14 protein-coding genes and 1 pseudogene are annotated in these 12,740 nt (G+C 42.3%); 3 read left to right on the plus strand and 12 right to left on the minus strand.

The annotated features are described in order from the left end of the window. Positions 1–61: 61 nt before the first annotated feature. Together CDC33_RS03805 and CDC33_RS03810 are read left to right on the plus strand one after the other, a co-directional pair. Entirely contained in the window at positions 62–1,288 is a 1,227-nt protein-coding gene (locus tag CDC33_RS03805; protein ID WP_109007362.1) for a succinate--CoA ligase subunit beta, read from the plus strand. Positions 1,289–1,409: 121 nt separating this feature from the next. After that, positions 1,410–2,291: a succinate--CoA ligase subunit alpha gene (locus CDC33_RS03810; protein WP_109007363.1), complete on the plus strand. Its 882-nt coding sequence runs from the start codon at positions 1,410–1,412 to the stop codon at positions 2,289–2,291. A gap of 2 nt (positions 2,292–2,293) precedes the next feature. On the opposite strand, the gene CDC33_RS03815 is transcribed toward CDC33_RS03810, so the two are convergent. The 7 genes and pseudogenes from CDC33_RS03815 to CDC33_RS03845 all read right to left on the minus strand — a co-directional run bounded on the left by CDC33_RS03815 (position 2,294) and on the right by CDC33_RS03845 (position 6,899). Next, complete coding sequence (locus CDC33_RS03815) at positions 2,294–2,785, minus strand: DUF1499 domain-containing protein (RefSeq protein WP_109007364.1); 492 nt, start codon at positions 2,783–2,785, stop codon at positions 2,294–2,296. 59 nt (positions 2,786–2,844) lie between these two features. Further along, positions 2,845–3,939 carry a DUF2252 domain-containing protein gene (locus tag CDC33_RS03820; protein WP_244919129.1) on the minus strand — a complete coding sequence of 365 codons (1,095 nt, stop codon included), beginning with the start codon at positions 3,937–3,939 and terminating at the stop codon, positions 2,845–2,847. Continuing rightward, entirely contained in the window at positions 3,927–5,216 is a 1,290-nt protein-coding gene (locus tag CDC33_RS03825) for an RNA-guided endonuclease InsQ/TnpB family protein (RefSeq protein ID WP_244919130.1), read from the minus strand. Before CDC33_RS03825 ends, CDC33_RS03820 begins: the two co-directional genes overlap by 13 nt. Further along, a pseudogene (locus tag CDC33_RS40170) lies at positions 5,122–5,358 on the minus strand (IS607 family transposase); the annotation flags it as partial. The gene CDC33_RS03825 and the pseudogene CDC33_RS40170, both read right to left, overlap by 95 nt. 48 nt (positions 5,359–5,406) lie before the next feature. Further along, positions 5,407–6,036 (minus strand): hypothetical protein, encoded by a 630-nt coding sequence (locus CDC33_RS03835; RefSeq protein WP_109007366.1) that lies wholly within the window; start codon positions 6,034–6,036, stop codon positions 5,407–5,409. After that, positions 6,012–6,488, minus strand: a complete 477-nt coding sequence (locus tag CDC33_RS03840) for a recombinase family protein (protein WP_244919131.1) — start codon at positions 6,486–6,488, stop codon at positions 6,012–6,014. Before CDC33_RS03840 ends, CDC33_RS03835 begins: the two co-directional genes overlap by 25 nt. A gap of 69 nt (positions 6,489–6,557) precedes the next feature. Continuing rightward, complete coding sequence (locus CDC33_RS03845) at positions 6,558–6,899, minus strand: DUF2252 family protein (RefSeq protein WP_244919132.1); 342 nt, start codon at positions 6,897–6,899, stop codon at positions 6,558–6,560. A 174-nt stretch (positions 6,900–7,073) separates the two neighbouring features. Between CDC33_RS03845 and CDC33_RS03850 the strand changes: the two genes are divergently transcribed. Continuing rightward, positions 7,074–7,754 carry a RibD family protein gene (locus CDC33_RS03850; RefSeq protein WP_109007367.1) on the plus strand — a complete coding sequence of 227 codons (681 nt, stop codon included), beginning with the start codon at positions 7,074–7,076 and terminating at the stop codon, positions 7,752–7,754. 95 nt (positions 7,755–7,849) lie between these two features. Here CDC33_RS03850 and psbA read toward each other — a convergent pair whose 3' ends face one another. From psbA to CDC33_RS03875, 5 genes are all read right to left on the minus strand, one after another. Continuing rightward, complete coding sequence (gene psbA / locus CDC33_RS03855; RefSeq protein ID WP_109007368.1) at positions 7,850–8,932, minus strand: photosystem II q(b) protein; 1,083 nt, start codon at positions 8,930–8,932, stop codon at positions 7,850–7,852. 265 nt (positions 8,933–9,197) lie between these two features. Further along, positions 9,198–9,812 carry a hypothetical protein gene (locus CDC33_RS03860; RefSeq protein WP_109012429.1) on the minus strand — a complete coding sequence of 205 codons (615 nt, stop codon included), beginning with the start codon at positions 9,810–9,812 and terminating at the stop codon, positions 9,198–9,200. Positions 9,813–10,006: 194 nt separating this feature from the next. Beyond that, entirely contained in the window at positions 10,007–10,684 is a 678-nt protein-coding gene (locus CDC33_RS03865; protein WP_109007369.1) for a DUF2834 domain-containing protein, read from the minus strand. Between the two features lie 104 nt (positions 10,685–10,788). After that, on the minus strand, positions 10,789–11,898 hold the full coding sequence (hrcA, locus tag CDC33_RS03870; protein ID WP_109007370.1) for a heat-inducible transcriptional repressor HrcA: 1,110 nt from the start codon (positions 11,896–11,898) through the stop codon (positions 10,789–10,791). Between the two features lie 428 nt (positions 11,899–12,326). Next, positions 12,327–12,659: a rhodanese-like domain-containing protein gene (locus CDC33_RS03875; RefSeq protein ID WP_109007371.1), complete on the minus strand. Its 333-nt coding sequence runs from the start codon at positions 12,657–12,659 to the stop codon at positions 12,327–12,329. Positions 12,660–12,740: the final 81 nt, after the last annotated feature.

Genomic DNA, 12,740 nt, shown 5'->3' on the forward strand with positions numbered 1-12,740 from the left:
CTGCAAAATATTAAGACAGCACTAAGCAAAGGCTGGGAAAGTGTAAATACAAGGTGTCTCAATGGATTTATTAGAGTATCAAGTTAAAGAGTGGTTTGGCAAGATAGGCATTCCTGTATTGCCTTCCCAACGAATTGACCATCCCACAGATTTGAAACGTTTAAAAATTCGCTTTCCAATTGTACTGAAATCTCAAGTACATGGAGCGGAACGGGCAAAAGCCGGTGGAGTCAGATTTGCGGAGACTACAATTGATGCGATCGCAGCAGCTCAAAATATCTTTAGTTTACCAATATGGGGCGAATTGCCAGAAGTTGTGCTAGCAGAATCCCAATACGATGCCAACCAGGAATTTTATCTCGCGGTGGTTTTAGATACTGCTGTTTGCCGACCAGTACTTTTAGGTTGCAAGGAAGCAGATATTGATTGGGAATCGGCTGGGGAAAGAATGCACCATGTTGTCGTGGAACAGGAATTCTCGCCATTTTATGCCCGACGACTGGCTTTGAAAATGGGTTTACAGGGGACGCTGATGCAGTCGGTAAGCTGCGTTGTCCAGAAGATGTACCACTTATTTGTGCAAAAAGACCTGGATTTAGTCGAAATCAATCCCTTGGCAGTCAGTGCTACTGGTCAAGTTATGGCTCTTAATGGTAAAGTCAGGGTCAACGAACGGTCGATCAAGCGTCATCCCGACCTCACCGAGATGGCGGCAAAAATCATCAGTCGTCATACCAGTACTAAGATTGATGGTATATCGGGCGACTGGGATGGGGTGAAAATGCACGGTAAAATCGGTATTTTAGGTAATGGTACTGGTTCAGTAATGGCAACTTTGGATTTAGTCGCTAATGCTGGTGGCAATCCAGGTCTTTGTTTGAATCTACGTCATGCTTTCCTTACTGATACTACACCAACGACTTTCCGCGATCGCCTAGAGACAGGTCTAAAAATCCTAGAGGCTGATAACAGCATTCAAGTAATATTAATTAACTTTCTGGGTAGCATTCCTCAAACAGAAGAAGTGGTTGAAGTTATAGCTAGAGTTGTGCAGCAAGACAACAGCGAACTTAACTCACAGGTTGGGCATTCTAATGGCAGTAAAAGTCGGCGAGAGCAGGATTTTTCACCCTTAGTTGTCCGTCTTGCTGGTTCAGAATTTGATGCTGCGAAAAAGTATTTAGCAACACTAAAAACCTCCAGCAATGCGCTCTTTGTGGTAGAAAGTTTAGATGAGGCAGTAGCGGCAGCAGTTCGTCTGGCTAAACCAACGGCTAATAAGAGGTAATGAGTGTCACATTCTTCAAATTCAAAATTCAAAAAAATTGAATTAATACGACACTATTAATATGTCGTTTTTATGCCCAGTGCCATAGACGACTGGGTTGCCAAACTTACGGTAATTTTTTATGAACCTAGCGCCAGACAGTAAAGTATTAATTCAAGGCTTTTGTGAATTTATATCAGGCACTCATGTTGCTCAAATGAAAGCTTATGGTACGAACTTAGTAGCCGGTGTCAATCCTGGATGTGGCGGACAGGAACTGCATGGACTGCCAGTTTTTGACTTAGTAGAAGAAGTAATAGAACAATTTGGGGTAATTGACACAACAATTATCTGTGTAGATCCTTACGACGTGTTAGATGCGGCATTAGAAGCGATCGCTTCTAATATTCGCCAGATCATTATTATCACTGCTGGCGTGCCACCTTTGGATATGGTGCAATTACTCCGCAAAGCCGAAGCCTGTGAAACTTTGGTAGTTGGGCCAAATAGTCCGGGGATCATTGTGCCGGGGAAAATTCTTTTAGGTACTCAACCAAGCGAATTTTATACTCCTGGGAAAGTGGGGATCGTTAGTCGTAGCAGCACCCTTACCTACGAAATCGCCTACGAATTAACAAAAGCAGGTTTGGGGCAGTCGATTAGTGTCAGTATTGGTAGTGATGCGATCGTTGGTTCCTCCTTTCTCCAATGGCTGCAAATTCTCGATGAGGATGAAACTACAGAGGCGATCGTTTTAGTTGGTCAACCTGGCGGTGGTAGTGAAGAAGCAGCAGCCCGATACATTACCGAGGCAATTGATAAACCAGTAATTGCCTACATTGCAGGTAGACTTGCACCACCAGGAAAAACTTGGCGTCAAACTGGGACTTTAGCAACAGTTATCGGACGCGATCCTAACTTTGGCACAGCTCAAAGTAAATTAGCTGCTTTAAAAGAAGCGGAAGTTCCAGTAGCTGAACGTCCTTCTCAGATTCCAGAATTATTGAGAAAGGAGATTAGCTAACATCAAATATTTAGATCGCGCAGAGCCAGACGAATTTGCTCCAAACGCCTGCGATTAACACCAAGATCCGACTCTCCCACGCGAGCTGCCGAACGCAGATGAATTACCGACTCATTGGGAGGGAAATAAAACTCTACATCATCAATAAATTTGAAAATGCGGCTTTTAGAAAGAGCGTGGATGTAATTATCTGTTTGTTCTATAACTTCTGTGCGGGGAACGACGGTGAGAGTTTTTAATAAGGTTTTTCGTGCTGCATCACGATCTATATAATAGGCAATTGGGTCAATGGCATGTTTGGGATCACCATCTTGACTCACAACACAGTTGTCTGAAGCTGGACATGAACTAAGATGACCATTATTAACTCCCAAAGCAGAAGAGGCAGCCCAAGCTGCGGTAGGAAGTATTAAAGTATTAATCAAAGTTAGCAATATTACAAAAGTGATACTCCGCAGGAGTCGCTGCGCGAAGGCTGTTAGCAAACGAGACATTATAAATTCACTCCTCAAGGTTTGAATAGCAGACAATCTCTAAATATTGAATCGCTGTTCTAGTAGAGTATCACCCCTTGGTTATAGGCATTTACAAAACTCGTATAGTCATACTCAACTTGAGTTGCATAGTCCACCGCAAAGTTAACAATTTCATCTTTGAATACAGCCTTGTTACCGCTAACAATATCAGTCACTTCTTTGTCAACGCTTACGGGAATAATCGCAGCATCATAGTCTTTATCAGAAATTGCATGGTTCTTGGCAACGACCTTACCCGCATACCCCATCGCATCCATGAATTTTGATTTAGTGGTTAGCAATGTATAGTCAAAGTCCACTTGGTATGGTGATTTTTCATGTACCATAAACGGTATGCTATTGACCGTAGTGTAGCCAACCAAAGGATCAGTATTGGAAAGCATTGCTTTAGTGGCGATCGCCACCCTCGCCCCTTCTTGATTGCCGTAAACTGAAGTTGGTAGCAGACCTGGAACTGCGATCACCTCCGGTGGGCGGAACGCCATCGCAACTGCACTACTACCTTCCTGCTTCATCTCCAAAATGCGATCGTCGTCGGTTCCTGAACTTGGCCCCTCAATCAGTAAGTAATATCGGTACTTACCAAGACTACCAGTGCCTGAACCTAATTTTAGCCGAATGTCTTTGAGAGCATAATAACTATTGTTGTAGCGTTTGCTGCTAGGAATTGAGGCAATGTAGCTACTCATAGCCCCAGCAATGTCGGAATAGTTGCTGCTGGATACGGGTTGAAGTTTTGAGGTGGTCTTGAATACTCGATTTTTACTATGATTTAACTGCGTGTACTTACTTAGCAAGCTAGAACGGTTCTTGTTTGATGTTTTTTGAATCAAATCTTTGACCACACCATTTGTATTGCCAGATTCCAAACGGTATGACAGTTCATTATTGGTTCCCTTAAAGTCGCTCATCTTGTTCAGATAAGTATCCAAAAAATTCCGAACAATATCTTGAGCATCACTTGAGCTAAGACCGTTCTCTTTAGCTGCCAATAAGATAGAGACTGCCATCCGTCGCAAGTCCCAAATGTAGGGGCCAAGATAGCCTTCATCAAAATCGGTGGTGTCAAAAACGTTGTTGTCGTTGCTATCTGATACTTTTAACCGAGACATTTTCCGACATTTGAGATATCTTGAATATCCAGTACAACATCACCGACAATATCGGTAAAGGTGGTATCCCACATTGCCTTGAGGAAAATCCCCACGGCTCCATTAAAGTCTCGTGGTATTTCATAACCACAGTTAGGGCAAATAAAGTTCTTAGAACTACCAAGTTTTCTATGAACGTGACCGCATTTAGTGCAGGTCTTTGATGTATATTCTTCAGTTATTCTCACCAATTTGGAACCGTAGCGGTTGCACAAATGTTCAAGGGTTTGAGAGAACTGATAGAACGCCCAAGTCATCATCGCTCTCGCTGTCTTATTTTTTAACTTCCGTTTCTTTTTAACAACCATCTGGGAAGTTTCAAAGGTAGGAAGTACAATCACATCGTAGTTTTTAGCTAGATATGACCCGACTTGTTTATGGCACTCAGAGCGTAGATTCTTGATTCTAGTTCTGAGTCTTTCCATCGTGCGCCTTAATTTGTATCTAAGACGCTTAAACTTATGTCCAACACACAAGTCATGCTTTGATTTTAGCTTATCTAGGTGTGAACAAAGTTTCGCTATTTTATTGAAATCTCCGTTAGCAAATTCCAAAAAATCACTACCATCAAAACCAGTCATAAAAGTTCTAACGCCAGGGTCAAGCGCTATTACTTTATTTGTCACACTGACGACTTGCTCCAATTCTACGGGGAAGTGAGCGAACCAGCGACCTTTGTTGTAGGTTAATTCTGAAGACCCATCAGTTAGAATACAAAAGCTTTGTCCTTTAAATTCAGGTTGTGGTAGATGTTTAGTAGTTGATACCATCCATCTACCATTTTTATAGGCTGATGGGTCAAATTGAATAGTTAACTTTTGGTCACGGATACTTCGGAATTTAGCAATCTTTAACCCTGCTTGAGGATGTGGTTTTTTATCCTTACCCTTACCAATAGTCTTAGGATTCTTGTCAGTTTCCGACCATGCCTTATATGCTTCCATTGAAGCATTATCTAGTATTTTGGAAACATTCAAATCTAAACACCATTGGGGTATTAAACCAGAGCCTTTAAGCATGGTTCTAAATCCCATCTTTCCACCTTTCTTGCCTACTTTATTAAAACCTTGATTTTCGTTTAGATAAGCAATAGAGATGTTATAAACCTTGCGAACAGCAGCAACCCATTTCTTCCAAATAAACTCAAGTTCCTTTACTGGATACACTCGGTAACTCACTGTCTTCAACGACTTGCTTCTTGTACTTCCTAAGTCCGTACAATCGGCAACTGAAGACATGGATAATGGCAAGGATATCTTCGACCATTTCGCGTTCTGGGCTGAGGTCGCGCAAGTTGAGAACCAATATCTCAGTCTGCTGCCTAGCGCAGAGCCATGAGATAAGATCGAACCCAAAGCGACAAAGCCGATCTTTGTGGGCAAATTAAGGCACTCAGCCAATGCCTCAGAAAAGAAACTCCAATAAGGTTTAATGGTATCCGAGTGCTTTTTCAGGAGTCCAGTTGAACTTTTTAATTCTTGTCCTGATAGTGCTAATAGGTATTCCTGTAATCCTACTCCACTCAGAGATAGTTTTAGTTTGTCCTTGATACTCGATTTTGTAGTGATATCTTCTGTTACTTGCCTGTTCATCTTGCGTTGCCCATCTGCAATTTGTGGAAGTATAGTTCCCTTGTGGGTCTATTCTGTCTAAAGAATCTTTATCTGATGGACGCTCCCCCATGTCCGCCAAAAAATTATTAAAATCATTCCATTCGGGTTGAATTGTAATTCCCCTACCCCCATAATTTTCATAATCAGGAGTATTTGGATTTGAGCATCTAGACTTCATTTGCGCCCAACTGTTATAAGTGCTTGTTTTATACAGTCCGTGAGTTAAACGCAGTGCTTGTCCTTGTTGAAAACGCTTAGAAATACCGATGCAACCACAGGATTTTGTAAGACAAGTAGTCAAACTACTGCTACGAACTGTAACTGTGTTGCCACAATCGCAAACACAGTTCCAAAAATAATTATTATCTTGGTTTTTATGACTTAAAGATGTGACAACTAATTTAGTAAATCTTTTACCTACTAAATCTTTAACAGGTCTTCCCATTTTTTTATTTCACATTTATGAAAATTACACATTTCGTAGAATAATGATTCTGCGTCAGGACTAAGCTCTAAACCACTTATGACAACAAGTTTACAAGTGTTTGTGAGAACTCTGTCCAGTAAGGCTTGAAGACCTTTTCGTTTGAAGTTGAGTCCACTTCCAATGTCGGTGATAATTTCTGCGTCGGGGTAACGAGCAGTAAGAAACTCAATCTGTTGCTCAAGGTCATTTTTCTGACCGCGACTTGAAACTCTGGCATATAAAAGTATGACTCGTTCATCTGCGGGATTGCCGCGTCGAACAGGGATAACTGAATCGAGGTTATATCTTCGTTGCCCCCCTTGAGTGAAGATGCCTTCGATTTTCCCGTCTTCGAGCCACCTTTCGAGAGTTTTGGTGCTGACTCCCAATCTGGTAGCAGCGACTCTTGGAGGTACATAGTTTACTGGCATGGACTAAGTTTGTTACTTGTCCAATCATACCACGAAATGTCCGGGTATGTCTGGTTATGTTAGGGTAAATTACGTCCTATAATTTACTCTCATCCCCCCAAGATTTTGCAGATGCATATCTCCCTCTAACCAGATAGCTGAGGTAGAAGAATTCACAAATCCCGAACTTGGCAAGGTCTGCATATCACGATAAAAAACGTGATCTGTCCCCCGATAAAAGGCAAAAGGGCTAGCCTTCATCTTTTGCATTTTTTTTGCCAGTTCTTGAGGCAATTGAGAAGCAAAGGGATGATTATATTGGTAAATTTCATTCTCCACCCAAATTGAACGGACAGTTGCAGCTTGAACTGGAGATGGAAACCCCAAAATAAAGATTAAGACAAATACGATTGCAGATATATGTCTGAGCATGACAGTTGCTTAGGTCTAAAAAAATAGACTCTTGTGTAGAGGCAATTATCCAACAACAATTCTCTTACCACCTTGAACCATAGTTTAGAAAGTAAATTAAAGCACAATATAACAACTATTCATAGCAAAGAATTCAAAAAGCTAAAATTATTAAAGAACCGTCAGAATGTAATCATGTCAGCTATCCAAACAACTGTGGTTCTTGCGATGACGGCCGATGGAAAAATTAGTGCCGTAGATCCTAAAGCGCCTCGTGATTCCGATCCTGTTGATCAAGCACACCTAGAGTATCAAACTTCCCTTGCCGATTTAGTCCTGGTAGGAGCAGGGACGATTCGGGCTGAGGGGGAAACCTATACAATTCGCAATCCCGAACTTTTGGCTGCACGTAAGATTCGAGGTCAGTCTCCCCAGCCTATTACCTGCGTTGTCTCAGGTTCCCTAGACCTATCGCTGGACTTGCCTTTTTTAAGCCAGGACATTGAGCGATGGATATTTACGACACGGACTGGTTTAAAGCGTAATTCTGATGCAACAAGCTTGCAAAAGCTAGCTGAATTAATCGATTTGGGAGAGACAGACTTAGACTGGGATCGGGCTTACAGCTTGATGGCAGAGCGGGGTATTCACAAAGTCATTGTTTTGGGAGGCGGCGCTTTAACAGCCGCTTTACTAAAGGCAGGGCGAATTGACGATTGGTGGTTAACAATTTGGCCCATCATTTATGGAGGAAAGCACGCCCCTAGTCCAGTGGAGGGAGAGGGTTTTCTTCCCCAAGCTGCTCCTCATCTTCAACTTGTCGAAACTCGTCAGGTTGGAAGTCAGTTGTTTTTAAATTACCGCATTCTCAGTTGAGTATGCGCTGCCAGAATTAAGCATTATTATCATTGACACTAAAAAGCGCCCTCCCAAATTGGGAGGGCGCTTTAAGATTTAGTTAAAGCTTAGAATTAACCGTTGATAGCAGGAGCGCTCATTGCTACAGGAGCAACATCACCAGCAGCTAAATCTAGGGGGAAGTTGTGAGCGTTACGCTCGTGCATTACTTCCATACCCAAGTTAGCCCGGTTGATTACATCAGCCCAAGTGCTGATCACGCGACCGCTTGAATCAATAATTGATTGGTTGAAGTTGAAACCGTTCAAGTTGAACGCCATTGTGCTTACACCCAAGGCGGTGAACCAGATTCCGATTACAGGCCATGCTGCTAAGAAGAAGTGCAGTGAACGGCTGTTGTTGAAAGAAGCGTATTGGAAAATTAGACGACCGAAGTAGCCGTGGGCTGCAACGATGTTGTAGGTTTCTTCTTCTTGACCGAATTTGTAACCGTAGTTTTGTGACTCGGTTTCGGTGGTTTCACGAACTAGTGAAGAAGTTACAAGAGATCCGTGCATTGCAGAGAACAGTGAACCACCGAATACACCTGCTACACCTAGTTGGTGGAAGGGGTGCATCAAGATGTTGTGTTCTGCTTGGAACACGATCATGAAGTTGAAGGTTCCGGAGATACCCAAGGGCATACCGTCAGAGAATGAACCTTGTCCGATTGGGTATACCAAGAATACTGCTGTTGCTGCTGCTACTGGAGCTGAATAAGCGATCGCAATCCAAGGACGCATACCTAAGCGGTAGGATAGTTCCCATTCACGACCCAGGTAGCAGAATACGCCGATCAAGAAGTGGAAGATTACCAATTGGTAAGGGCCACCGTTGTATAACCACTCATCTAGAGATGCTGCTTCCCAAATTGGGTAGAAGTGTAAACCGATGGCGTTGGAGGAAGGTACTACTGCACCAGAGATGATGTTGTTTCCGTAGATCAAAGAACCTGCAACTGGTTCACGGATACCATCGATGTCTACTGGAGGTGCTGCGATGAAGGCGATTACGAAGCAGGCGGTGGCTGCTAGTAGGGTGGGGATCATTAATACTCCGAACCAACCGATGTAAAGGCGGTTGTTGGTGCTGGTGATCCACTCGCAAAACCGATCCCATACGTTGGCGCTTTCGCGACGTTGTAAGGTTGTTGTCATTGTTTTATAAATGCGATTATTTGTGAATGAATTAGGTAGCTTTGACTACCTGTTACATATCTTAAATAATTTATTGCGTTTTGTAAAGTAATTTGAGAAAAAAATTTTTTCTTGAGATTTACGCACCCAAAGTGGAAAATTCCAGCGATGAGAGCAATATCTACGACGGGCTACCCTACGCAGTTTTCTCATCTAGGTGCTTTGTCCCCAAAACTCCCATACTTTCTCTTGGCATTGAACCTCGGTAATAAATAGAAGAAATATATTACCGATTAGGTATCAACGATTCTTCACGAATAGTTGATGGTAGGGGCGGGCGCAAGCAAAGATAAACAAGTGGGCCCAGTAGCGGGACTAAGGCTACTGTCCAAAACACCTGGGGATTATTCCAGTGGCGACGAGCGATATCATCGCCAAGGATTGTGGGGAATAAAAGACAAAAAAGGCAACATGCCAAACTCATGCCATTAATAAAGCGATCGCCTTGGAACTGCTGCACAAAATCTCCCCAGTCACCTAAGACAAAGGCATAGGCGAGTAAAAAAGCATCCTTTTGCCCAGAAAATTCTTGATTTGGTTCACGTAAAGCCAAATATGGTAACAGACCAAGCACTCCTGATCCTACTGATGCTAAGGCAAAAGGCCAAAAAGGAACCCGTTGCATTCTGCCATCAATGAACAATAAACCACTATAAATTAGTAGCCAGATGCCGACTAGAGAAAACAGGGAAAGGATAATTGGATTTATCGCAAGCCACTGAAGAGTAAATATATTTTTCAACAGGGTTAGGGTTTCCTGTAAATGCAGGGGCGGTGCTAACAGTAAAATATAGGCGATAAATCCAACCCATAGTAACCACAATGCAACTTTTCTATTCATCATCTTTAGATGGTGTGCATTTAACATAATTACTAATTTATAATTCGTATTTTTTGCCTCTAAATCCCCCTTTTTGTAGAACGCTACCCTGAGTTTGCTTAAAAATAGTGGTAAATCTATACGTGATTTTTGTTTCAGTTGAGGTCTAAATCCTCAACTGAAACAGTCTTTGAAATTACGAATTAAAAATTGCTTTAATTTGCAGCTGGCTGCTGACTCGGTATTGCTTCTATACCCACTTCTGGTAGAGGTGGACGCACACACAAATAAATCAATGGCCCGAATAGCGGTATCAACGCTATTAACCAGAACATTTGTGAATTTTTCCAACCACGACGCGCCATATCATCCTCTAGCAAAGCTGGAAATAATAGGCAAAGTAGACAGAAATCTAAACTCATGACATTGATGAAGCGGTTAGTTTGCCACTGTTGCACAAAATTACCCCAATCTCCTCCTGTTAAACCATAAACAACTAGAAGAACCGTGGCTACCGTCAAGACAACCGCAGTCACACGAGAATCTAGCAGCTTCAGCAAGGTATTCTTTTTACCAACAAACTTATTATTTGGTTCTCTAAGGGCTAAATAGGGTAACAAAGCAAATGCCCCGACTCCAAAAGAGGCAGTAGCAAATAGCCAAGCAGGTATTTTTTGTCCTCTACCATCAATAAATACTACTGCACTGTAGATGAGCGGCCAGATGCCCATGAGGTTGAATAGTGCTATGACTAATGGGTTAACGCCTTGCCATTGGCCAGTAGAAAGATTTTTAATTAACTCGAATGTACCAGGTTGCTCAGGAGGAGCCAGGAAAAAAGCATAAGTAGTGAATCCCAGCCACAGCAGGCCAAAGGCAATTTTTCTAACCATGAAAGAGTTAAAAAGTATTAATTATTGATTTTGCCACTATAAATTCGGCTGATCTACCTGCTATGGTATTGTTCTTTGTCTAAACCCGTAGCAGGTTGTCTCTATTAGGGATTGAAATAACTGAAAGCTTCTGAGAGGTAATCAGCAGCAGATGCTACTACTGCGATCGCATTTTCATAATCTAGACGCGTTGGCCCCAAAACTCCCACACTTCCCACTGGTATTGAACCTCGGCGATAGGTGGAAGAAATCAAGGTGCAGGTGCGTATCGGTTCTAGAAGATTTTCTGCACCAATGCGAACCGTTACCTTTGACTTACGCACATCCTCAAGTTCTGGTTCCTCAAATATTAATCGCCATAGCTGGTCTTGTTCTTCTTCCAGCAGGTGGATAATTGTTTGTACCTGCTGTAACTGGGAAAATTCGGGCTGGCGCAAAACTTCTGACACACCCCGAACCATAATTTGGGTTGCAGTCGGCGCATGAGTGCGACGAGTCAATTCGGCAACTGAATGTTTCAAAAATTCCCCGTAGCGTTGGAATTCCTGATCTAGTTCGCTCCAGTTGAGGTTGGCTAATTCCAACAGACTTCGGCCCCGCAAGTGGGTATTCAAAAAGTTAGAAACAATTTGTAACTCGCGATCAATTACCTCTGAATCACGTTGTGTTTCTTCTGGTATTGGTGACAAGTCCATCAACTTGGAATGTGTCTCATAACTATCGGTGACTACAATTAGCATGATCCGCCCCGCTTCAATTTGCACTAATTGCAGATGTCGCAATAGTGCTGTAGTCGTTTGCGGCATGGTAATCAAGCTAATGCAACCACTCAAGGTGGCTAAAATTTGTGCGGCTCCTTGCAGTAGGGTTTCTAAACTCCAATCTTCCCACTGGAGGCGCTTTTGCAATGCCACCTCTACTTCTCGTCCTAAAGTTTCGGTTCGCGCGGCGTCTCGTAGAGAAGGTGTAATTAGCTGGTCAACATAAATGCGATAACCTGAATCTGAAGGGACACGTCCAGCAGAGGCGTGTGGTTGGTAAAGTAACCCGGACTTTTCTAAAACGCCCATCACATTGCGAATTGTGGCTGAACTTACACCCAGGTCGTACTCCTCGACCAAAGCTTTTGAACCAACAGGCTCTGCCGTAGCAATGTAGTGACGTACCGTTGCCCAAAGTATATGCTGTTGTCGATTTGTTAACTGGACTTCCATAGGGTATGTAATGCTAGCAAATTTTAATCAAAGTCTGAAAAAATTTCTGGATTTGATTGAAAACTAAGAATATTAATAATGTATTAAGATAACAAATTATACAATTATATTGTGATCATTAATCTTAAAGTTCAGGTACACCATTCTTTTAACGGATCTTTGCAGCAAAAGCTGAGAGTTTGAATTTACAACATCCTTTTCTAGTCTATTTTTGCATAATTCTACCCTTATAAAAGTATTATTGTATACGTAATTTTGCGGCGATCGCAGCTAAGATTGGGGTCGAAAAGTTTCGTAAATATTTAGCCAGTAGAGAAAGTTGCCAGCTTTCCTGGCTAACCCCTAAGTTTTTAATTACTGCTATTTTTAGCATACCAAAAGTCAGATGGAAGAATAACTTCCATCTAAGTAATGTACCTAAATACAAGCTAATACTGGGGAATTGAATGGTCTACTAAGACGGAATAAGCATCAATACCACCCGAAATATTTTGCACATTTGTAAAACCTTGAGCAATTAACCACTGGCACATCTGGGCAGAACGGATGCCGTGGTGGCATAGTACAAGGGTTTCAGCTTGGGGATTGAAGAGGTTAGGAACTTGATCTCCCCATTCGGCAAATTGACTCAAGGGTAGGTTGACAAAGCCCTCAATGCTAGCAATTTCTAATTCTTGTGGTTCGCGTACATCTACTAGCTGAATACTTGCATCACCAGAAGAAAGACGTTGTGCCAGTTCTTGTACACTAATCTGGTTCATGGGTTAACTAAAAGAATTCCCTATAAACAGTCCTAATCCTATTTATGGTGACAGAAAATCTCTGTCTTTGCATGAGTATCC

The organism is Nostoc commune NIES-4072 (assembly GCF_003113895.1).
Taxonomy (GTDB): domain Bacteria; phylum Cyanobacteriota; class Cyanobacteriia; order Cyanobacteriales; family Nostocaceae; genus Nostoc; species Nostoc commune.

Coding starts and splice junctions, on each gene's coding strand:
- CDC33_RS03805 (WP_109007362.1), top strand. CDS start 62: ATGGATTTATTAGAGTATCAAGTTAAAGAGTGGTTTGGCAAGATAGGC.
- CDC33_RS03810 (WP_109007363.1), top strand. CDS start 1,410: ATGAACCTAGCGCCAGACAGTAAAGTATTAATTCAAGGCTTTTGTGAA.
- CDC33_RS03815 (WP_109007364.1), bottom strand. CDS start 2,785: ATGTCTCGTTTGCTAACAGCCTTCGCGCAGCGACTCCTGCGGAGTATC.
- CDC33_RS03820 (WP_244919129.1), bottom strand. CDS start 3,939: ATGTCTCGGTTAAAAGTATCAGATAGCAACGACAACAACGTTTTTGAC.
- CDC33_RS03825 (WP_244919130.1), bottom strand. CDS start 5,216: ATGTCTTCAGTTGCCGATTGTACGGACTTAGGAAGTACAAGAAGCAAG.
- CDC33_RS03835 (WP_109007366.1), bottom strand. CDS start 6,036: ATGGGAAGACCTGTTAAAGATTTAGTAGGTAAAAGATTTACTAAATTA.
- CDC33_RS03840 (WP_244919131.1), bottom strand. CDS start 6,488: ATGCCAGTAAACTATGTACCTCCAAGAGTCGCTGCTACCAGATTGGGA.
- CDC33_RS03845 (WP_244919132.1), bottom strand. CDS start 6,899: ATGCTCAGACATATATCTGCAATCGTATTTGTCTTAATCTTTATTTTG.
- CDC33_RS03850 (WP_109007367.1), top strand. CDS start 7,074: ATGTCAGCTATCCAAACAACTGTGGTTCTTGCGATGACGGCCGATGGA.
- psbA (WP_109007368.1), bottom strand. CDS start 8,932: ATGACAACAACCTTACAACGTCGCGAAAGCGCCAACGTATGGGATCGG.
- CDC33_RS03860 (WP_109012429.1), bottom strand. CDS start 9,812: ATGAATAGAAAAGTTGCATTGTGGTTACTATGGGTTGGATTTATCGCC.
- CDC33_RS03865 (WP_109007369.1), bottom strand. CDS start 10,684: ATGGTTAGAAAAATTGCCTTTGGCCTGCTGTGGCTGGGATTCACTACT.
- hrcA (WP_109007370.1), bottom strand. CDS start 11,898: ATGGAAGTCCAGTTAACAAATCGACAACAGCATATACTTTGGGCAACG.
- CDC33_RS03875 (WP_109007371.1), bottom strand. CDS start 12,659: ATGAACCAGATTAGTGTACAAGAACTGGCACAACGTCTTTCTTCTGGT.